Origin of the sequence: Psychrobacillus sp. NPDC096389 (genome assembly GCF_044762855.1) — a bacterium.
Lineage (GTDB): Bacteria > Bacillota > Bacilli > Bacillales_A > Planococcaceae > Psychrobacillus.
Genome location: NZ_JBIWFB010000001.1, coordinates 169,698 through 191,997, shown reverse-complemented (window position 1 = coordinate 191,997; position 22,300 = coordinate 169,698). Strand labels below are relative to the sequence as shown.

The following is a 22,300-nucleotide window of genomic DNA, read 5'->3' as shown; positions in this document are numbered from 1 at the left end:
TCTCCTATCTATTTCATTCCCAATTTCGAACTCTCGTATAAATCATAAAAATGATGTGTCGGTCCATGTCCTGAACCTAAAGGAAAACTATGCGTAATCGCAGTCGTTATATACTGTTTCGCTAATGTCACTGCTTCAAACAAAGTCGAACCTTTAGCCAGGTTTGTTGCAAGTGCAGAGGACAATGTGCACCCTGTACCATGGGTATTTTTCGTATCAATTCGTTTAGCTTTTAACCAATGGAATTCTTCTCCATTGTAAAAAAGATCATTTGGAGGACCGATTAAATGGCCACCTTTTATCAATACAGCTTCGACCCCCATTTCCATTATTTGCTCGCAAGCTTTATACATTTCCTCTTCCGTTTGGAGCGTTCTTCCTATCAAAACTTCTGCTTCTGGAATATTTGGTGTAATGATGGATGAAAGAGGAAGTAGTTCTTTCTTTAAAGCTTCCACTGCAGATTCCTTCAAAAGATGATGGCCACCTTTTGAAATCATTACAGGATCCACGACGATCCACTTCGGTTTATATTTCTTTAATGTTTCTGCTACTACATGAACTGTTTCAACATTTCCGAGCATCCCAATTTTCACTGCATCTACTCGAATATCATCAAATACCGTTTCTATCTGATCTCGAATAATGTTCAAATCAATTTGTTGAACAGAGCGTACCTCCTTCGTATTTTGGGCAGTTACTGCAGTAATCACCGACATACCAAATGCACCGTTCGCAGAAATTGCTTTAATATCTGCTTGGATACCTGCTCCTCCACCTGAGTCAGATCCTGCTATTGTAAGTACTGTTTTCATTTACTAGTCCTCCAATTACTTTGTTTTTCATCATCACTTTTAACAAACCAAATGCTAGCATCGCTCCTGTAAACGAACTAAACATAAAGGCTGGCACAAACCCAAATACTGTTAACTCTTTTCCAAATAGGAGAACTCCAATTGGATAAGTTGCAATAGCGCCGAGGATTCCCGTACCAATCACTTCTCCGACAAATGCAAATCCAAGTTTCTTGGTTTTCAGATAAAAGTAACTAGCTAAAAAAGCTCCAATAACACTTCCGGGATAAGCAAAAATAGATCCTGTACCTAACAGATTTCGTAAAGTAGAAACGATCAGTGCTCCTCCGACCGCATACCATGGACCTAATAAAACAGCTAACAGGACATTTGCGAAATGTTGGATTGGGAAAATCTTTGCAAAACCAACTGGTATAAAAATGAGATGACTAGAAATGGTCGTTATGGCAATAATGAGCGATGTCAATGTTAGCTTTCTTGTTTTATTCATACATTTCACTCCTAAAATCAATTATGCCTCGGCATAATTGCGTCCAGATTTTGAATTGCGCTCGCGCAATTAACTCCCTTCAAAATCTGTGACATCCGCCGGAGGCTTAACTTGATTCAGCCATCTTTTTGCTGAATCAAGTTAGATTGGCCATTCTTCTAGTTGGTAGTTCATGTCCCAAAACAAATATTCAAACTTCGATGTCATTTGGAAATGTTCTTCAATAAGAGCAAGTTCCCATTCAGGCTTACCATCTGTTAACTGATCCATCAGCTGTATTAACCACTTGGCACCTGCCGCGAATTCATCGGAATCATATGTTTCAATCCATTTGGCATATTTGTTTGTGGACAAGTTATTACCATATTGTGTGCGCAATAATTTCCCTATCTCCCAGTAATCCCATGCACATGGAAGCAAACAGGAAACTAATTCCACTAGTGAACCGTTTTGCGCAACATTTAACATATAGCGTGTGTATGCCAGATTTGTAGGGGTTGGCTTAGTAGCTTCCAACTCCTCCTTAGAAATACCAAACTCTGCAGCAAAAGCACGATGTAAATCCATTTCGAAATGCAGGGTATCATGTAGCGTTTTCGAAAAGTTTGTCATCATTTCTAAATCGAGTGATTTTTGAACTCCTACTGCAAATAACTTGGAATAGTCTAATAGATAGACATAATCCTGCTTCATATAATGGATAAATTTTTCTTCCGCCAATATTCCTTTTCCTAACTCCTGTACAAATGGATGTTGATGATTTTTATCCCAAATTGGTTTTACATTTTCAAGTAATCGATCGCTAAATTTTTTAGTAGCATTCATACGACTTACCTCCCAGAATAATAGTTTTTTTATTTTTTTGTGTTACACCATTGATAAATAAATAACAACAATGTTTTAGTAAATGAAAGTAATTCCTCTATATTTAGTTTTTCATCTACAGAATGTGCTTCTTCTAGTTTTCCTGGACCATAAATAACAGTTGGTATTCCTGCTTGTCCTAGCCAACCTGCATCAGTTACGGATTTGGACATTCCAATTTCGACCGGTTTTTTCTCTATTTGCTGATGACAATCTGCCAGTAATTGAACCGCTGGGTGTTCCGCATCCATTTTTAATGCAGGAAATATTTCGCCACGTTCTTCAATCATTGATTTTCCACCCCAGCGATATCGAAGAGGATTTTCCCTTAACCAAGGATCAGCCATCGCAACTCGGTTTAAATGATCTTCTATTTCTGTAGTAACTGATTCATATGTTTCATTCGGATAAAAATGTACGGTAATCCATAGTCTGCATTCATCTGCTATAAAAGCGGCATGTCTGCCACCTTCTATAACCGCAGGATTAATCGTGTTTGTTCCAGGGGCAAATCCAGGATATTGTTTTGTCACCGCCCAATGTCTTTCCAAATCTTGAAGGCCTGCAATTATTTTCATCATTTTTTCTATGGCACTTGCACCTTGGATCAACCCTCCTGCATGCAACATTTTCATCCTCATTGCATCATGGAAAACTTCTTTACTTTTAATCGTTATCCACCCTGTTATCACTCCACCTTGACCGTGAATTTGACGATTACTTCCATCTACTACTAGTGCAAAATCAGCCGTGTATCCTCTCTCTATACAAGACAGTGTTCCCGCCTCTCCCGCTTCTTCTCCAATAACAGACTGTATTTGGAGGTCTCCTTTTATTTCAATATTTAGCTCTTTTAATAGTTTTATAGCAAACAATGTTGCGGCTACCGCTCCTTTCATGTCAGAGGTTCCTCTGCCAAATACATATCCATCTTTTTTGGTGAGCTTGAATACTGGCACGGTCCACTCGCTTTCATCTCCGACTTCTGCAACGTCGATATGTCCGTTTATGATTAAGCTCTGATAATGCAAACTATCTGTTCCTCTTTTTATCCCTACTACGTTCGGATCTTTCGGAAACACATCCCAACTATCCGTCTCCAATTGGTGTTTCTCTAAAAAGTTTGCAATATAGTTTTGCACTTCACTTGTATTTCTAGCTGGGGGACTAACTGTCGGAAAACTAACTAAATTTCCGAGTAATTGAAATAATTCTTCTTTACGCTCATCAACTGCTTTATTTATTCGATTTTCTATTTCCTTCTCCATTTCTTTTCCCCTTCCTAGTTAAATTTTTGAAAACAAAAAACCGCTCTCCATAAACGGAAAGCGGCTGTTTTCTACATAATTAAACTAAATATACGACAGTAGGGGTCCAGCTGCTTCCCTCCGCTAGTATTAACTAGATCAGGTTCAAAGGGTTTACATACAAGATGTGTCTCAGCCTAAAACAGGCTCCCCTAGCAGTCATCTATTTAATTATAAACGCAACTAAATCGTATCATAAATAAAATTAATTACAAGAATATTTCGTTAAACGTCTTTTTTATCCTATTAGAGTCATTTAAATTTCGTTTTCTTGCTTTTACATACTTAAGAAGGCTAATTATGCCATGAATGCGAGTATACTAAACATAGAAAAGGGGTGATTCCATGCAGAACAATCAAGATGATATCCAATTGACTGAAGAAAGATGGCAAGCCATTACACATAACGATAAGTCCTACGATGACCTTTTTATATATGCAGTAACTTCTACAGGTATTTGTTGCAGACCTTCTTGTAAATCAAGAGATCCAAAGAAAGAAAATATCCGTATTTTTAATGATGTGGAAGAAGCAATAGCTAATGGTTTTCGTCCTTGCAAACGCTGTAAACCGGGTGGTATACGTTTACCGGATGAAGAATGGATCGACCAAATTAAACAATATATAAATGCAAATTATCACAACCCATTGTCATTGGAAATTTTAGCAGACATGTGCCATGGCAGTCCCTATCACTTACAACGAACCTTTAAACGAATCGTCGGGCAAACTCCTATGGAATATATTCAGCACATAAGAATCCTTAATGCCATGAAAAAACTCCAAAATGTAGAAAAGTCTATTGCGAAAATTGGTTTAGAAGTTGGATTTTCAAATACATCCTATTTCATCACTTTATTCAAAAATAAAACAGGCTTTACGCCAAAACAATATCAAAAAATAGTATTGGAGGAACAGAATAATGAAAAAAAACAATGAACATCCTGTCTATTGGATATTGTTAAATCATAAACAATGGAAGATATATATTGCGGCAACGGTAAAAGGATTATGTTATGTCAGTTCCCAAAATGCTCCATTCGAGGAACTCGGTGTATGGGTAAAGAAACGTCTCCCCCATTATCATCTTCTAGAAGAGAAAGTAGTTATGCAGCCATATGCGGATGAATTAATTGCTTTTATCGAAGGACGACGAAAAGAATTTACATTTTCTCTAGATCTTCATGGTACTGCTTTTCAACAATCCGTTTGGAATGCATTACAAGAAATTCCATATGGACAAACAGTTTCATATACAGATATTGCAGAACGGATAAAAAAGCCACAATCTGTACGTGCAGTCGGAACCGCTATTGGAGCCAACCCTGTATTAATTACTGTGCCTTGTCACCGAGTGATCGCTAAAAGCGGAAAACTGGCTGGGTATCGTGGTGGCTTAGACATGAAGGAACAATTATTAGTGCTTGAAAAGTAAATAATTAACGTTTCATTCATTACGCCTTTTCCTATATTTCACCAAATATGAAACTGCCTGATTCTCCATTCAGTATGACAAAAATGTCACATTAGACACTGGTATTTCTATGGTTGGCGAGCAAATTAATTCGTATAGTATGGTGGTGAAGGAGGACGAAATAATGACAAAAATTATACAAACAAAGAACTTATCGAAATCATATGGAAAAACACAAGTCTTAAAAAATATTGATTTGACAATGGAACAAGGAGAATTCACTGCAATAATGGGGCCATCTGGTTCTGGGAAAACGACATTAATGAATACTCTTTCAACCATTGATAGCTTTAACGGTGGAGATGTTTGGATCGAGGGAAAATCGCTTTTAGATTTAAAAAAGAAAGATTTACGAGAATTCCGCCAAAAACGGATGGGATTTATATTTCAAGATTATAACCTGCTTGATACTTTAACAGTAAAAGAAAATATTCTGCTTCCACTTTCCTTACAAAAAACTCCTGTCCTTGAGATGGAACAACGATTGGCGAAATTAATGGAAGCATTAAATATTGAATCCATATTACATCAATATCCAGCTGAAATTTCAGGTGGGCAAAAACAGCGCACAGCTGCAGCTCGAGCACTTATTACCAATCCAGCAATTGTGTTTGCCGATGAGCCTACTGGTGCACTCGATTCTAGATCGGCAACCCAGTTGCTAGAACAAATTCAAATGCTCAATAATACATTCAAAACAACCGTCATGATGATCACACATGACCCTTATGCAGCTAGCTACTGTCAGCGAGTAATATTCTTGCGCGACGGCAAAATTGTCAATGAAATGTTTAAAGGGGATCAATCGGAAAAAGAATTCTTTGACCGCATCCTAACGATTCAAAGTGCCTTAGGGGGCGACCGACGATGAGTTTACTTGATTTATCTTGGAGAAATATGAAGCGGAATTTCCGTTTGTATACGATTTACTTTATATCCATGCTTATCGGGGTTGTCATTTACTTTACCTTTTCTGGTTTAATGTATAACGAAGACGTAGTTGCTGCAATTCAAAATAAAGAAAACTACGAAATGATCATTTTAATCGCTTCGATTATCGTCTTTTTGTTTATCGTATTCTTTATTTTGTATGCTAACTCCTTTTTTATGAAGCAACGAAAAAAAGAATTTGGTATGTATTTACTTTATGGGATGAAAGAAAGACAAGTTGCGATGATGGTGTTTTTTGAAACATTATTCTTAAGCGCCATTTCTGTATCCGGCGGTATATTAATTGGCGGATTACTATCGAAATTTTTCGGTATGGTATTAATGAATTTAATGCACTATAATGACGACATTTCTTTTGCATTTCCACTTGAAGCAATCGTCTCCACTATTCTGTTATTCACTTTACTAATAGGCATTATTACCGTTCAAAGTTATTTTAATGTTCGTAGAGTGCAGCTTGTTGAATTATTTCATGCAAAAGAAAAAATGGACAAACCACTTAAATTTTCGTTTGTGTTGGCGATATTGTCTATCCTACTAATCGGAGCTTCCTACTACACAATTACATTAGCAGGAGATACAAATTTATGGAGTAATTACTTTAATGAGACATTAATTGCTACAAGCGTAGCATTGATTGTTGGAACGTATTTGTTTTTCCGTCAGTTTTCTGGTTGGATATTACAAAAAATGAGTCAAAGTAAAAATTACTTTCACGGGAATAAAATGTTATGGATTTCCTCCCTTCGTTTTTCTATTCGAGGAAATACAGTAAACTTTACCTTTAATTCTCTCATCAGTGCTATTGTCATCTTTACAGTCGGATTTATCGCTGTAGATTACGCAGTGAAAGAGGATGTTGTCAAAAAAGAATTTCCAAATCATCTTGCCTTTTCAACACAAGATGATGAAACACAAAAACAAATTGAACAAATTATAAATGATTCCCATCCAATAATAGAACATGAAACAATAACAGGAATTCAAACAGAAAGTATACCTAACAGAGAAATTTTTATGAGTCATCCCGCATATTACACCGAAGAGTTTTACATTTTCTCCGAGTCACAATTAAATGCGATCGTTGATTTACGTAAAGTTGGTGACAAAGTAGATTTAGAAGGTGACGAAGCAATTGTTTTAACTAGAGGAATAGATGAACCGACAAAATATAAAAGTCCTCTTCCCGAAATTACTATTTTAGAAGACAATACATTTCATGTAATCGAAAAGATTCGATATCCATTGTTAAGCATTCCGACGAGTCCCGGTGGAAATACCGCCCCTCAACCTTCTGTACTCGTTATTTCAGACGAAGTTTTTGATTCTTTAAAAGAGGATCACCCACTTTCTTCCTATGAAATTTATCAAATTAAAGATCCGAAAACATCGAATGATGTATCTCGAAAAATATACGATATCGTTATGCAAACAGAAGGTGCATACTATTCTGCCTTTATCGATATGTATTCTGTTGATACAGAGTCGTCTTCCTTATTATTGTTCTCTGTTGCGTTTTTTGCAGTTATTGCACTATTTGCTTTAGGAAGTGTCATTTACTTTAAGCAACTACGCGAAGCGACAGAAGAGAAAGAGCACTATGCCATTTTACGAAAAATTGGTGTTGGTGACAAAGAAATGAAGAAAATCATTCGTAAACAATTGCTTTTTGTATTTTTACCACCTTTAATACTTGGATTGATACACAGCTGGTTTCTTTTATACTACACAGTTATCGTATTAATAAAAGATTTACCATCCTTAACTACAATTATTTTTTCCGTTATGGGATTATACGTAGTCACGTATATAATCTTTTACTTATCATCAACATCTATTTACTATAAAATTATCAGTGAAAAAAACACACATTGAGTTAAGTTACTCAGCGTGTGTTTTTTGAAGTCTTAAATACGGATCACTATCTATCGGGAAGTGAATGATAAATTGGCTGAACTCCCCTACTTCGGAAGTGCAACTAATATAATGCCCTAATTTATTACTTAACTGTTGGGCTAAATATAACCCCATCCCAGTTGACTTCGTATAAGTACGCCCAGTCTCTCCAGTAAATCCTCGATTATAAATTCTCGGCAAATCTTTTTGACTAATACCTATTCCGTTGTCTCGAATAATGAGTTGCTTTTCTTGCGAGGATTCGAAAGAGGAAATAGTAATTTCGCCGCCATCTTCCGTATACTTTAAACTATTGGTCAATAGTTGATTGACGATAAACTGTAGCCATTTTGAATCACTTTGCACTTCTAGTGAGCCAAGCTGAATGTTAATACGTATATTCTTTGAAAAAAAAGTTTTGGAATGAGCTTTAATAACCTCTTTTGAAATCTGGACCATATCACAATTTTGAATTTCGTAATCCTGATTAAAACTATCTAGCTTTGCATAATAGAGAGCTTGATCGACGTAGTTTTCAATCTTTGTGATCTCTTCCCTTAAACTGACTGCATCCATATCAGTTTGTTGCAGTAGGCGAATAACCGCAATCGGTGTTTTTATCTCATGGAACCAGGAGACGATAAAATCATAATGCTCTGTCTGTCTTTCCTGAACTTTATTTATTTCACGAATATGCTCTCTTTTTAGCTCATCGTTATAGGCTTTAGCATATTCTCCTTCAAGTGATATACTATCGTACTCTTCACTTTTCATTTGACGAATCACATGTACATGTTGTTGGTAACGAAACAATAAAAATCCAAGTAAAATAATAAAAGCAAGAGAGAAGGCGTAAAAGAGCGTCCCCCATGCCAAGCCGCCATCACTATCTGCATAATATACAATAGATACGATTAGAAAACTAACAAAATACAGATAAATAAAAGGTTTTTCAAAGGTTAGATAGCGCAGGAAGGTCATTCGATTATATACCCCATTCCTTTTCGGGTACCTATGAAATCCATTACTCCTAGTGCAGCAATTTTCTTACGCAATCGGTTGACGTTCACAGTCAATGTGTTATCATCAACGAACTGATCCTCATTCCATAGAGCCTGCATTAGGTCCTCACGCGAAACAATTTTTCCAATATTACGCATCATTACTTGTAAAAGAATGAATTCATTCCGACTTAGTTCTGTGCTTTGCCCATTGTATTCAATCGTTGAATTGGTTACATTTAATGTTAAACCAAGATGATTAAATCTGATGTTCTCATCTTCCTGATAAGTATATTTCCGGCGAATGAGCGCATTGATTTTCGCAAGAAGTATATCTAAATCAAAGGGCTTCTGTATGAAATCATCCCCACCCATATTAATAGCCATAATAATATCCATGTTCTGATTTCTAGATGAAAGGAAAATAATTGGCACATTGGAAACGGAGCGTATTTGCTGACACCAGTAGTATCCATCAAAAACCGGCAGATTAATATCTAATAGAACGAGGTGTGGACTGTTGCGCTCAAATTCCGTTAGCACTTGATCAAATTGGGTCACTTCCACCACATCATATTGCCACTTTTTCAACGTTTCCGCGACAATCTTTCTAATTTTTTCATCGTCTTCAATCATCATTATTTTATGCATGCAATCCCTCATTATTGTAAAAATGGTCTTTACCTTCATTTTAACATAAGCTTTTATGGATTCTCTCGTAAGGACTAACCGCTATCCTAACAATAATCGATTAGATTAGTTCCAGAGTCTATTAAAAGCCGGCTAATACATATATTTTCAAGTTGAACATTATTAAAAGTGCTTTTATTGGAAATAAAATTAAAAAGCAAGATGAACAAGAAATACACACTTATTCCCCATCTCGCTTCTCCACCCCCATAATCAAATTAGAAAACCTCCAAAATTTATGAGATAATAAAAGAACGAATGTTTCACAAAACGAAATGAGGTGTCCCCATGAAACCAGTTATTTTAGCCGAAAAACCATCACAAGCAAAAGCATACGCAGATGCTTTTTCCGTTAAACGACATGAAGGCTATTTAGAAATCAATCCATGTCCAATTTTCCCGGAAGGTGCATATATAACTTGGGGAATCGGTCACTTAGTTGAATTGAAAGAGCCCAAAGCATATGATCCGAAATGGGATAAATGGTCTCTTACTAGTTTGCCAATTTTGCCAGAGCGTTATGAATTTCAAATTGCTAAAGGTAAGTACAAGCAGTTTACCATCGTGAAAAAACTGATGAAGGCAGCAGATACTGTCATTAACGCATGTGACGTAGACCGCGAAGGTTCAAACATTTTCTATAGTATATACAACCAAACCGGAGCAAGAGGAAAAACGATTAAACGATTGTGGATAAATTCATTGGAAATCGAAGAAGTGCGAAAAGGCTTTGCAAATTTACAGGATAATCGCAAAGATTTACTTTTATATGAAGAAGCAAAAGCTCGTCAAATTAGTGATTGGCTTGTTGGCATGAATGGTTCTAGGTTATATTCTCTTCTCTTACAATCACAAGGGATTCGAGAAGTTTTTCCAATTGGACGTGTGCAATTGTATCCGTTAAATATTTGGGCGATTTTAAAAACCCGTTGATATATATAACTTGTACGAATTTCACCCAATTTTATTTGGGTGTATTTAATTTGTATGTTTAAAAAAATTGGAAGTCCCTCCCCAAAAGAGGGTGAATGGAGGTAGAAAATGGTTAGTGTAATAATTTCAGAAAAACCATCCGTCGCAAAAAACATCGCGGATGCGTTAAATATAAAAAGTAGAAAAGATGGGTATTTTGAAGGGAATGACTATGTTGTTACTTGGGCTTTTGGACATTTATTACAACTTTATGATGCAAAGGATTATGATGAGGGAATGGCGAAATGGAGAATGGAAAACTTCCCTTTTATTCCTTCCAATTTTCGATACAAAGTAAAAAGCGATCCCCGCAATAAAGACAAAGAAGATCTTGGTGCTAAAAAGCAGTTAAAAATTATATACAACTTAATTAGAAGAAATGATGTAGATACAGTAATCTCGGCTACTGATTATGATCGTGAAGGCCAAGTCATCGGGGACACAATTATTTATAATCTCAAGACAAAAAAACAAGTTTATCGCTTATTATTGAACGAATGGACTCAAGATGAAGTGTTAAAAGGACTCAAAAACTTAAAGCCAAATACGGAAATGAGGCCTCTTCTAGACGCTGGTATTGGCCGTCAGTGGGCTGATTGGGTAATAGGCATTAATTTAACATCTGTGGCCACATTGAAGTATCAGAAGGGTTCTGGAAAGGCGCTGAACATTGGAAGAGTGCTACTACCGACGTTAAAAATTATTTATGATCGGGATAAAGAAATTGAAAACTTTGTACCTGAAGATTACTTTAAATTAGCAGCTATGTTTAAAACAAAAGATGGTAAAGAGTACGAAGGGACATATGTGGAAGATGAAGAGGATAAATTTAAGAATAAGGAAAATTTGGAATTCATACAACAAGCTCTAAATAACCAAACAGCCACAATCTTAGACAAAACAGTTGAACTTAAAAAAGAATATCCCCCATATTTATTTAACCTTTCGAACTTACAAGGTTTTATAACAAGTAAATATAAAGGTTGGACTTCTGATAAAGTCCTGAAAGTGGCTCAATCTCTTTATGAAAAGAAATATATTACGTATCCACGTACTGCCAGTGTGGTATTGGAAGAAAGTTTAGTGGATAAGGCAGCTAAGGTACTCAACAATCTAAAAAAAGGACTGCCATATGAAAATGAAATTACATTTGCGAAAAAGAAAAGGGTTTTTGATAATTCTAAAATAGAAAGTCACAGTGCGATTACTCCAACGTATTTAATTCCTAACTCCTTATCGGGGGATGAAGCAATTGTTTATAATACAGTCAAAAATCGCTTTATTATGCAGTTTATGCCGATTGCTGAACATGAAGAAACCAAAATAATGACTAAAGTTAATACTGATGAAATTAAAGGTTTGTTTATATCAAAAGGAAAAGTACAGCTAGTTGAAGGATGGAAAAAGGTTGAGAAAATTGAATCGAAGGATACTATTCTACCACTAGTTAATATAAATGATGTCGTAAGTATTGAAGACCATAAATTGACTTCTCATGTGACAAAACCACCGAAGCACCATACAGAAAAAACATTATTAAGAGTAATGGAAACTTGCGGCAAGGGTAAAGACAAAGAGGATGAAGACAGTGAAGAAATGATGGCTGCCATTTTAAGTGGTTATAGCATTGGTACACCTGCTACAAGAGCTGAAACAATAAAAAAGCTAAAAGATGTCGGCTATATTGCTACTCAAAATAAAAATTTAATTTGTACGGAACTGGGCGGAAAGTTAGTTGAAACATTTCCAGTAAAGGATTTATTTGATTTAGAATTCACTGGTAGATTGGAAAAAACATTGTCTGATATTGAAAAGCAAAAGTTTAATAAAGAAAGTTTCTTGAATTTAATTTTTGATTTTACAACAGATGCTGTTAAAACAATAAAAAATGAAAAAGACGTTATTATTAATGAAATATCAAATGAAAAGAAAACCATTGAGGTTCTTGGAAAATGTCCTCTTTGTGGACATGGAATTATTGAAGGACAAAAAGGGTTTGGTTGTAGCAACTGGAAAAATGGCTGTAAATTTGTCATTTGGAAAAATGATAAATATTTAGCAGCTATGAAAAAGAAACCCACAAAAACAATGGTTAAAAGCCTTTTGAAAAATGGAGTTGTTTTAGTTAAAGGATTAACGAGTAAAAAAGGCAATAAGTTTGATGCTAATTTACGTTATGAGAAAAATTCCGATAACGAATATTTTAGTTGGAAGATGGAGTTTCCAAAAAAGAATAAGATTAAAAATGAAAAATAACATATCCTCCGGTACCATTTTTGATGGCGACGGACTTTAGCATTTTAGGATTAGATCTGGAATAAAGATGTCACTTTGGGAGATAAATTGCGCTTATTTTAAGTGTTATTTTGCGCATAGATATATTTCAGGTTATTCCTCATAAGCTAATCTATAGACGAGAAAATAAATGTAAAAAAATCCGAACTTCTACAAGTTCGGATTTTCGAGTCATTTTAAATCTATTTTTAGAGTATCTAATTTTATTTCTTTTGTGCCGATTTTATAGATAGGTTCTACTAATACATAGTCTGTTTTTTCATGATCGATTTCAAAGATTACTTTTGAATCAGATATTGTATTTGTTGAAACAGGTAACCCTTGACTATCCAATATTTTAAGTTCTAATTGTTCACCTTCTACACCAGCTGTATTCAAAATTCCATAGGATAATATAGCATTTGTTTGCCCCACAACTATTTTGTCAAAATGGATACGATAGGCTTCATTCACAGATGATACTGATTGTGCAATGTTAAATTCTTTTGCTGGTAATTTTTCAACCGGGAGATTAAATGACCATTCCCCTTGAACTCCTGCAATATTTGTAAATGTAATAGGAAGCGTTAGGGAATCTACTGAATCCGAATTTGGATTTTCTAATATCATTGCGCCAGTATATCCATTATCCTGTTTTGTTAAAGCGCCTATAGAACCACCCCACCAAGTTGTTTCATCAGTTCGGTCAAACATTTCATACGCATAGCCAGATACGGGAGTTCTTTCCCCATCAATAGAATTGGGTAAACTTTCTCCATTGGCTTTAAATGTTAACCCAACATATTGACCATCATAAAATATTGACGTAATACTCATACTTACACCTTGATCCTCAACCGTTTCGTTGATTTCTGTAAGGAGCTGATCTGAGGCCAATTCTTGGCCAATTGGCATTTGATATTTTTCATAAATGCTACCAAGTATCGGAACTTGTGCTAAAACGTTCGTAACGGGAGAAAAAACAAATCCTGAAGCAAGTATCATCGCTGCTGCTACTGAAGTGAAAAATGACGTTCTTTTTAAAACACCCTTTGGCTTTTTTATATGCCGAGCTTTTTCTCCACGTTCAATTCCTGTATCAATTGCGTGCAGGATTTCTTCTTTCGGTATTTCAATATCTTTAAATAAGTTTTTTTGCATAATAATCATCTCCTAACGTTTTTTTTAACTCCAACTTGGCCCGGCGCAAATAGGTTTTCACAGTCGATTGAGGCTTCTTTAGTACAGTTGCAATGGTACGAATTGGTAAATCGTAATAATAGAAAAGAGTGATCGCATTACGATAATCAACATTTAATGTAGAAAGGGCTTCTGATAAATCAATAGATGGAGCTTCTATTTGATTTGATTCTAAAAGAAATTGAATCGTTTCTTCAGGCAATTGAATGGTTTTCTTTTTACGCTCCAATTCTTTATAAGCTGTTCGAATTAATATCTTGACAAGCCATGTACTAAAGTAAACTGGAGATTTGAGTTGATGGATCGAAATATATGCTTTATAGGTAGCTTCTTGTAGTACGTCGAGTGCGTCCTCTTTATTGCGCATGTGCAGGTAAGCAATTTTATACAATTTCTCACTTTCAATTTTCACTAATTGTTCAAATGCTTCTTTATCGCCTGCCACAGCTAACTCGACTAATTGAATAGAATATGACATGTAGCAACCTCCTTTCACTTATTAGAGGCAAATAGATTAGAAAAAAGTTTCAAGTTTAAAGATTTTACATCCATTTAAATGAATTTGTATAAGTGTACTATACTTATAAGTCGTTTTCTTATTTAGCTTTGAACAACCAATATTTACTGTGAGGGGGCTATTATTGAATATCCGACTCCCAGACTATCTTTTAAAAGCAACAGCCAAAGTGCGCCGTCCACTTTGGCTGTTGCTTTTTCATTTGAACATATTAAAGTGTCTCCTATGTGTCACTTTAGGAGCTAATTTGCACCTATTTTTAATTTCTTGTGCCACAATCGCGCCCGTTCGGAAACAATCACTTCTCTTTGTCCATACAATCCGCACAAAAAATTTCACTTTCTTTTTTCAAATAAGCTTTAATCTCGACCATAATCGTATTCTTCGGAGCCTTCATCTTCGCATAGATTTCTTCTCCACCTTGAACTTCTCGATTGCAATTAAAGCAATATAGCGTGCGTTTGAACATATGGGAACCTCCTTTGTTTTATAGAATATGGACCATTAATGAGGTCAGGTGCTTCTTAATGCCGTTAAAGCGCCTGATTATTGAATTATAAAGTTCCAACTTTCCTTCCCGAAAACCAAACATAGATTGTGAGGATTAACAAAATGATTGGAGTAAAACCAACGTACTTCCAAGCGTTGACTGCTCCCCCAAAATAAAAAGCAATCGGCATACAAGTAATCGTGCTTACGAGTAATAGAAGCCAAGACCGTTTTGTAACACCAAAGACCAATGTTATAACCGAAACGAGAAATGATGCGTACCAAAGTAAAAGCATATTAACCCCTCCTTTGTGTTTTTTATTCAACAATATGGCCCGTTTGTGTAATTGTCACAATCCGGCCCGTCAACTAAATTGTATCAAACTTTATTGCACTCAACAGCATATATATCATCAAGGCAATGTGAACACTCTCAAATTGGTCAAGAAACTTGTTGTTATTATAAGTTTAAATCCTCGATCAAAGTGTTTCCTTTTTTCTCTCTAAATGATACAACGCTGCTATTAGTGTTTATATTTTGGTCTTTTCTTTTATTTTTTCTAAAATCCTCAAACTTTTCATAACCCTCAACTGGATTTTCACTGAACATAGTATCAAATAAATTTTGAACAATTTTATTTCTAGACGTTCCTGTTGTTATTATGTTAATAAGAGGTGTGTCTTCATGGCTGCTTGCGTCAAGCCACTGAAAAAAGAGTTCTTCGTACTCAGTTAGTCTTTGTTTAAGGTGTTGGTTTTCTTGTTCTAATAAAGCAGCTTTTTTGTCTTGATTTGAAAGGTCAGCTGTAAGCTTTCTATTTCTTTGTATATATTTTTTTAATTTATTTTCATTAATAAGGATAGCACCGATAAGTTTTTCTTTATTGCTTTCTTTACCCTGAAAGAACTTGTTTACTGCATCAATAGAATCCACAACTTTCTCATCTTCTTGCATCGAAAGAGATACAGTATGTTCAAGAACTTCATTTGACTTATCAATTGAATCTCTACCTTGCCTTCCTTTTTTTCTCCAAAAATCCTCGCTAAAGTGATAAGTAGATTCTCCATTTTCATATAATTCTTTGGAAAAACGGTAAATATCCAAATACTTAATTAAGCCATTATTTTTATACTGTTGAAGATACTGAAATATAATGTTATCAATAGTTTCTTGAGGATAAATTTTGGGTTTCCGACCTTTTTTACTCATTGGTAGTCACCTTCTCTTTTAACATTGCTAGCTGATATAAGGAATGCTTTAATTGGTTGGAAGTTTCTAGTAGCTCTCGGTTAAATAAGACATTTTTTTCGGAGTACAGATCATTTTTAAATCCCTTGATAGAAATTTGATATAGATTTTTCAAGTTATGGATTAGCTGTTTTGTCACGTTTTCTTTATCATTCATTTTTTTCAAAATGATATCGGCTTTTTCTTTATATTCTTCAAAGGTAATACGCCATGCGTCACAAAAGACATGATCTTCCACCTTGCAGTTTTGATTAGGATCTGTACAATATCCAATGCTCAAGGGGATATGAACTTCTTTGTTTTCCGAAGGTCTTAGAATAAATCTCTCTTTAAATTCTTTTTCATCAAAAATATCCTTTGTGTGCTGTCCTATATTTCGATTAAGGTTGAACTTGAGCATTAACTCCATTACTTCTGAATCAACCCAATACTCTAGATGTTGATGATAATGGTATTGAGAGTAGATGGAGACATGCCCTCCCAATCTGGCAATTTCAACTGGATGATAACCTTGTGTCATAAGATTTAAAAAAGCAAAATGCCTTGTATCGTTAGGTCTAATCTTTCTATTAATCACTTTATTAAGGGATAACCCTTGTTCAACAGCCTTCACTTCTTCTTGTTCCATAATTTTAAAGCCATACCTTTTACAGACTATTTCATCATAGAAGTCATTTAAGACGTATGAGAATATGTTTGAGTCAAATGACTCGGAATTAATCTTTTGCTCCAAATAGTGCTTTTGAAATGGCAAGGATAAATAAGAAATTAGAGTTGAGGTATTGCCATATTTATCCGTTGAATTTTTGTATGCATTTATTGCCTCAGCTAATCTTTTGGGGATTAATATAGAATCAATTACTTGTATCCTCCGGTTGTTTTGTTTCTTTCTAGGTAGTTTTAATAAAAAGCCATCATCCACTTCAATTAAACTATTTCTTTTAATATCACAGAATTCTGAAATCCTCAAAGGAATAATAGTAGTTAGATTCCACCATAGATAAATACAAAAGTATTTTCGATAATGCTCATCTGATAGATCTGGCTTAAAATAATCCTCAACAACCATTGAGAATTTCAAAATGTCTTGAGAACTGGGAAGTTCTCTTATTCCAATTTTTTTTTCTGTCTTGGACTTAACCTCCCAAATTCTTTCTGTATAAATCCCTTCTTCATCTACATATGGAAAATAATCAACAAAGTTTAACACAGCATTGCAAAGGGATAAACGTGATCTAGGAGTTGATTTTTTTATATACTCCATAGAGCTATCGAAAAAATCTTTTGAAAAACCATTAGATTTTGTTACAACCTGTAAAACTCCATTTACTTTGCCTGTTATAGTTCTTGCTGATAAGCCTTTGTCTATTAAAGTAGCTGCCCAGCATTTTACAATAGTTTTTAAATCATATTTTGTCCTTGTTAACAAAACTTCTGACAAATTATCATAGTTTATATGACGATTTGTTTTTTCTGCTTCGTCATGTAAAGTCCAAATATCCTCATTAAACTCACAATGGTTAAATTGATTTTCACTAGAGTATCTTGATAAAGCATCATTCGCCTGTAAAATTGAATGTTTTAGATCAAATTCCTCGTTCGCCAATACTTCAAGTTGCTCAAAATCTTCTGTTTTTATATTCTGCATTTTTAACCTCGTTTTATTGTTATATATTCGTAAGGGCTTGGCAATGCACTGATTTGTTCTTTTAAATCGTTGTATTCTATCTTAATAAAAGCACTTAAAACATCTTCACCAAATTTTTGTTTAGCGTGGCTTAGAACTAAAAGATCGGAAAATAACAAGTTTGAAATTCGGACCTTTTCTCCTAAATACATAGAGTTATTATGTATTTCTCGATATTCTTTAAGTCGCTTAACCATGTTTGTAGCAATTTTGGTTAATGCGTAAAAATGAGGGACAGCGAAAGGGCATCTGTTACAGTCTCTTTCTAAAAATATACATTTTCCATATATGCATTGATAGTTTGCCTCTTTGGCCGGAAGTTGTCCGAGATTCAATAAAAGCATCTTTTCTTGAAGTTCTGTTTCCGAATGATCCTTTAAGAAATACAGGAGATCTTCATGTTCTTGTTCAAGAGCATTAATATATCTAGCTAAGTTTTCAATCTTATAGATATCACCAAATACATTTTTTATTAAGACTGATTTCTTGGGGGAATCATCTGGCTTTATACTAGTTTCCCCAAGTAATACTTTCGAAAATAAATCATAAGTATACCCGAAGTATCCTTTATCAAAAAGCTGACTGGCAATATAATCTAAGTGTTCTTGAGGAATGTCAATATAAGTATTTGTCGTATCCATATCTGAATGATTACGAATGAATTTAGAAATTTCCAAAGGATTTCTATTTGTTTTTTTCTTTACTACATCAGTCATTAGGCCAATAAAGGTGCGGTTCATTTTTAATGAACCAAATTTAAAGTTCTTTTTGAAATTTGCAAAAAATGAATCATGTGTACCTTTTAGCATCTCGTTTTTTTCATTCATAAAGTCAATTAAATGCTCTTTATTTGAACCGAGTAACCTTGTCCTTAATTCACAAATAATTAGTGCGTTGGCAAGAGGGAATATAAGCTCATCTGAACAAAAAAAGTAATTTGTTTTCTGATTTTTGGAATGTTTTAAGGATTGTAATTTACTAGAAAGCTGAATAACCATATACTTGGCATCATCTAAGCTTAGATTAATATTCTCAAAATCAGAGATATTTCTAATTTTTTCTGGCAAATCTAGCCGTGGAATTTTATAAGCAAAATCTGATGCTCTCCAGCCGTTATTCATGTGGAGCAAAACATATAACCATGCAGAATCATACTTTTTATATTTATTTCGCTCATTTAATGCATCATGCACATCCTTAATGGCCTCCTGTTTATGCAACTCGGCTTCCTTAACATAATCTAGCAACTCAATAAATTCTGTAGGGGAGTAGACCTCCTTTTTACTGATCTTTTTTCTTCTTTTTAACTCATTAGGATTTTTTAGCCTATTCAAATCTATTAAAGGAAAGGGCGATTCATTGTTAACGGCATTAAAGAATGCATAAATAGTAATTTGGTATTCTTGAAATATTTCATGATTAAACAGTAATAAATTTAACTCTTTTGCAGAGTAAGAAAATATCTCTTTTGATCTTGTTATGTTCGCTAATAATTCACTTATTGAAGCCAAGCGAATAATTTGCTTCTTAATGGATTGTTTATTTCCCTTCGTTTTATTTAATATTTGACGAACGTAGGAAAACCAGTATTTTTGTGTTAAAGGTGCATTGCCTGAAAAGGAAACTTCTAACGCTAAGATCAAACTTTCAAAAGTAGCAAAGGGAATAGTGATGTCTTTTGTTATGTCCTTTTGAAGTTGTTCTCTTCTCGACTGATTCATATATTCTTCAACATTTTTTTTAGGATAAACTACTTTAGAATTTTTAAATTTCCCCATTTTTATGAGTCTAGGAACGTCAATAATGGGAAATTTTTGAATGGCCTTTGTACTTATGTTTAAAGAACGTAGCTCACTAAATTTCATATACTCTTTTTCAAATTTATCATACTGACAATTCTGGGTTTCTTTAAGTTTGTAAATTTCATCTTTTGGATACCACTTAACTTTATTGATAATATGCTTTGGTATAATTTCATTTTCTTGCAGCACTAAGACCACAAGTGCGTTGGATAATCCTAAAGCTTTACTGACATCGTTCAAGGGAATATGCTCGGTTTTTAGGCTTTTTTCTAGAAGAACTTCGTTTCTTTTGTTAATTTCCTTTTTCTCTTCCCGCAATTTCAAATTCTTTGTCTTATCTTTCAGAACTTTTTCTGCTCTCTTTTTTTTCTTTTCGTTTTTTATTCTCAAGTATTCATCAACGGATGCTTTTGTAAAAGCTACGTGAGTTTTTGTAAAACGATCAAATTTAATAAGTGATGGGAGTTCTTCTATAACTAAATTATTGTTCTTTATCACATGCGAACTAATCATTTTAACGTTTACTAACTTACTAACTTCTTTATAAGTTAAATAGTTTTGATCATAATAGTGATATAGGTCTTCGCGTTTTTTTAATAAAGTGTCAATCTCTTTTTTACTCCACCGATAGAAATTACTTTCTTTATTTTTTATAACAATCGGCTCGATATTATTTTCTTTCAAAAGTTTTTCAATATGTCTGACTTGGAATAGTTGTAATACTTCTTTTGTTGTATAGTACGAAGCTTTATTTAATAACGCCTTTTTTTCCAATACTTCGTTCAATATGCTTTTCTCGTAAACTGTATTTCTTTTATAAAACTTTTTTATTCTTGCAATTATGGGTAGTTCTGTTGGGTTAGATAAAGATAAATCATATGCACTAGCGCCCAGTTTTTTCCCTTCATCATAGGTAACAAAGTTTACTTGATAATACTTATAAAGTTCACTTTGTATTTTCAGTAAGTTTTCTATATCAGCTGCTTTATAATACTCAATATTCTGTGCATCTTTTGAAATGGGCTTTATATTATACTCATTTAATATTTGAATTAATTTAGTCGAATATGAAATACTTAGTAATTTACCTAATTCATATCTAGGATATATTTCTTTATCCATGTCCTTTATCGTTCACCTCTTTCCATTTTTCTAAATAAGCTGTGTCAATGGATGAGACTTTATTATCATAAGCCTCGCGAATGGTATTAATAGCCAATTTCATATTTTCAATTGCCGTTTTTTCATCAACGTAGGCTAGAGCCGAGTTAATGTCTCTATCCCCCCGTGCAATGGCTATTTGAGTGGGGGTAAGTCCAAGATCTAGCAAAAAGTTAGTGAATACCCCTCTACCAATATGTGTAGACCAACTATTCTCTGCTAGCAGGGAATAGTCATTTATATTTTCTTCCATGCTTAAAGCCTTTAAAAAAGCTTTTTTAACTTTCATAAACTTTGAATGATATTGCTTTCCCGTTATAGGCAGTCCAGTGCGTTCAGATACGAACAAATAATATGGGTTATTACAAACTCCTTTTTTTTCAAGGATTTCAAGTCTCTCTAAATGCTCCTTATATATATTTTGCATTAGGTTATTCATTAAAAGTGATTGATTTCTTGGATTTTTTACTTGTATATGGGATGTATTTTTTATGTTAGGGAAGAGTATTTTTTGATTATCTCTTATCTCCAAAATTAATCCATTTCCTTGCTCCTTAATATTTTTCCGTGTTAAATTAACTACTTCTGACCGTCTTAGTCCCCCAAAGAACTGAAAACAAATTCCTAATACAATATCTGGTGCAATATATCTGGCAATGTTTATTAATTTTATTGTAAGTGAGTATCTGTTTGATCCGAAGTCAGATAACATACTTTTTACTCTTTCATCTCTTCCAACAAAAATAGTTCCAAGCTCTATATCATCAAAAGGATTAACTTCCACTAACTGTTCACGTTGTCCACGTTTAATTGATTTATAAGTAATTTCAAAATCCCCATCAATAATCTTTTGAAGTTTTAACCAATAATAAAATTTAATTATATATCTCATTTGATCATTAACATATTCCGGGGAAAGCTCCCCAGCCCTTGCTCGTAAAGATAAGTTTGAAATATATTTAGAACCATGAATTAGACCTAATCCACTTATCCCCTCATTTTCTAAATGCATAAAGTATCTATCTTTTTGCTTTATCTGATTGATTATGTAGTTTAGAAACCTTGTTATTGCATATGCACTATTACGTTGACTACTTATAGACTTGCCTTTATTTCTGTACATTGTCTTGATAAAATTAGTAATAGGGGATGGAATGATATTGTTAGTGTTAGGATTTCTCATTCCGATTCCAATTGTTCTTATTGCACTTTCATATCCACCACTTGATTCAGTGATACTGTACTCCCTTACAACATATAAATTCATATAATTGTCCTCCTTCTGTATTAATTTATTATCTTTAGACTCAGAGAGTGAGGAAGTATTGTTTATAGCTTTTATGCAATCTATTATAAACCATTTTAGTTTGATTTGGGTGAAATGTTTTAATAGATTTAAAGCTTGTAAATAGCGTATTTAGGGTTTGGTAATCCAATTGTTATTGTAAACAACCCAAATAT

At 34.1% G+C, this 22,300-nt stretch carries 19 protein-coding genes, 1 pseudogene and 1 riboswitch; of the genes and pseudogenes, 6 read left to right on the top strand and 14 right to left on the bottom strand.

Translation table 11 applies throughout. From position 1 onward, the window contains the following. Positions 1-8 precede the first annotated feature (8 nt). The 4 genes from thiD to ACIQ38_RS00910 all read right to left on the bottom strand — a co-directional run bounded on the left by thiD (position 9) and on the right by ACIQ38_RS00910 (position 3,437). On the bottom strand, positions 9-815 hold the full coding sequence (gene thiD / locus ACIQ38_RS00925) for a bifunctional hydroxymethylpyrimidine kinase/phosphomethylpyrimidine kinase (protein WP_402816912.1): 807 nt from the start codon (positions 813-815) through the stop codon (positions 9-11). Beyond that, positions 784-1,305 (bottom strand): energy coupling factor transporter S component ThiW, encoded by a 522-nt coding sequence (thiW, locus tag ACIQ38_RS00920; RefSeq protein ID WP_402816910.1) that lies wholly within the window; start codon positions 1,303-1,305, stop codon positions 784-786. The genes thiD and thiW overlap by 32 nt, the downstream gene beginning before the upstream one ends. Positions 1,306-1,446: 141 nt before the next feature. Further along, positions 1,447-2,130 (bottom strand): thiaminase II, encoded by a 684-nt coding sequence (gene tenA / locus ACIQ38_RS00915; RefSeq protein WP_402816908.1) that lies wholly within the window; start codon positions 2,128-2,130, stop codon positions 1,447-1,449. Between the two features lie 29 nt (positions 2,131-2,159). Then, positions 2,160-3,437, bottom strand: a complete 1,278-nt coding sequence (locus ACIQ38_RS00910; protein ID WP_402816906.1) for an acetylornithine deacetylase — start codon at positions 3,435-3,437, stop codon at positions 2,160-2,162. Positions 3,438-3,535: 98 nt separating this feature from the next. Next, positions 3,536-3,640: riboswitch (TPP riboswitch) on the bottom strand. 181 nt (positions 3,641-3,821) lie between these two features. Here ACIQ38_RS00910 and ACIQ38_RS00905 point away from each other — a divergent pair. From ACIQ38_RS00905 to ACIQ38_RS00890, 4 genes are all read left to right on the top strand, one after another. Continuing rightward, a complete protein-coding gene (locus ACIQ38_RS00905) occupies positions 3,822-4,415 on the top strand; it encodes a bifunctional transcriptional activator/DNA repair enzyme AdaA (RefSeq protein ID WP_402816904.1) in 594 nt (197 codons plus the stop codon). After that, the gene (locus tag ACIQ38_RS00900) at positions 4,399-4,911 is read left to right on the top strand and encodes a methylated-DNA--[protein]-cysteine S-methyltransferase (RefSeq protein ID WP_402816902.1); all 513 of its coding nucleotides are present in this window, start codon (positions 4,399-4,401) and stop codon (positions 4,909-4,911) included. Before ACIQ38_RS00905 ends, ACIQ38_RS00900 begins: the two co-directional genes overlap by 17 nt. 163 nt (positions 4,912-5,074) lie before the next feature. Next, positions 5,075-5,821 carry an ABC transporter ATP-binding protein gene (locus tag ACIQ38_RS00895; protein ID WP_402816900.1) on the top strand — a complete coding sequence of 249 codons (747 nt, stop codon included), beginning with the start codon at positions 5,075-5,077 and terminating at the stop codon, positions 5,819-5,821. Continuing rightward, positions 5,818-7,776: an FtsX-like permease family protein gene (locus tag ACIQ38_RS00890; RefSeq protein WP_402816898.1), complete on the top strand. Its 1,959-nt coding sequence runs from the start codon at positions 5,818-5,820 to the stop codon at positions 7,774-7,776. Before ACIQ38_RS00895 ends, ACIQ38_RS00890 begins: the two co-directional genes overlap by 4 nt. A 6-nt stretch (positions 7,777-7,782) precedes the next feature. Here the strand turns inward: ACIQ38_RS00890 and ACIQ38_RS00885 are convergent, their stop codons facing one another. Further along, positions 7,783-8,778, bottom strand: coding sequence for a sensor histidine kinase (locus ACIQ38_RS00885; protein ID WP_402816896.1), 996 nt, complete (start codon positions 8,776-8,778; stop codon positions 7,783-7,785). Next, positions 8,775-9,449, bottom strand: a complete 675-nt coding sequence (locus ACIQ38_RS00880) for a response regulator transcription factor (protein WP_402816894.1) — start codon at positions 9,447-9,449, stop codon at positions 8,775-8,777. The genes ACIQ38_RS00885 and ACIQ38_RS00880 overlap by 4 nt, the downstream gene beginning before the upstream one ends. A 327-nt stretch (positions 9,450-9,776) precedes the next feature. Between ACIQ38_RS00880 and ACIQ38_RS00875 the strand changes: the two are divergent. Together ACIQ38_RS00875 and ACIQ38_RS00870 are read left to right on the top strand one after the other, a co-directional pair. Next, positions 9,777-10,379: pseudogene (locus ACIQ38_RS00875) on the top strand (toprim domain-containing protein); the annotation flags it as partial. A 150-nt stretch (positions 10,380-10,529) separates the two neighbouring features. Continuing rightward, entirely contained in the window at positions 10,530-12,716 is a 2,187-nt protein-coding gene (locus tag ACIQ38_RS00870; RefSeq protein ID WP_402816892.1) for a type IA DNA topoisomerase, read from the top strand. 210 nt (positions 12,717-12,926) lie between these two features. Here the strand turns inward: ACIQ38_RS00870 and ACIQ38_RS00865 are convergent, their stop codons facing one another. From ACIQ38_RS00865 to ACIQ38_RS00830, 8 genes are all read right to left on the bottom strand, one after another. Then, complete coding sequence (locus ACIQ38_RS00865) at positions 12,927-13,895, bottom strand: DUF4179 domain-containing protein (RefSeq protein ID WP_402816890.1); 969 nt, start codon at positions 13,893-13,895, stop codon at positions 12,927-12,929. Beyond that, entirely contained in the window at positions 13,876-14,412 is a 537-nt protein-coding gene (locus ACIQ38_RS00860) for a sigma-70 family RNA polymerase sigma factor (RefSeq protein WP_402816888.1), read from the bottom strand. The genes ACIQ38_RS00865 and ACIQ38_RS00860 overlap by 20 nt, the downstream gene beginning before the upstream one ends. A 337-nt stretch (positions 14,413-14,749) precedes the next feature. Then, positions 14,750-14,920 (bottom strand): Fe3+ hydroxamate ABC transporter substrate-binding protein, encoded by a 171-nt coding sequence (locus tag ACIQ38_RS00855; protein WP_402816886.1) that lies wholly within the window; start codon positions 14,918-14,920, stop codon positions 14,750-14,752. An 85-nt stretch (positions 14,921-15,005) separates the two neighbouring features. Beyond that, positions 15,006-15,236 (bottom strand): hypothetical protein, encoded by a 231-nt coding sequence (locus ACIQ38_RS00850; protein WP_402816884.1) that lies wholly within the window; start codon positions 15,234-15,236, stop codon positions 15,006-15,008. A 164-nt stretch (positions 15,237-15,400) separates the two neighbouring features. Beyond that, positions 15,401-16,150, bottom strand: a complete 750-nt coding sequence (locus tag ACIQ38_RS00845) for a hypothetical protein (RefSeq protein WP_402816882.1) — start codon at positions 16,148-16,150, stop codon at positions 15,401-15,403. After that, on the bottom strand, positions 16,143-17,837 hold the full coding sequence (locus ACIQ38_RS00840) for a site-specific integrase (protein ID WP_402816880.1): 1,695 nt from the start codon (positions 17,835-17,837) through the stop codon (positions 16,143-16,145). Before ACIQ38_RS00840 ends, ACIQ38_RS00845 begins: the two co-directional genes overlap by 8 nt. A gap of 2 nt (positions 17,838-17,839) precedes the next feature. Then, a complete protein-coding gene (locus ACIQ38_RS00835; RefSeq protein ID WP_402816878.1) occupies positions 17,840-20,800 on the bottom strand; it encodes a hypothetical protein in 2,961 nt (986 codons plus the stop codon). Further along, positions 20,793-22,106 (bottom strand): hypothetical protein, encoded by a 1,314-nt coding sequence (locus ACIQ38_RS00830; RefSeq protein WP_402816876.1) that lies wholly within the window; start codon positions 22,104-22,106, stop codon positions 20,793-20,795. Before ACIQ38_RS00830 ends, ACIQ38_RS00835 begins: the two co-directional genes overlap by 8 nt. Positions 22,107-22,300: the final 194 nt, after the last annotated feature.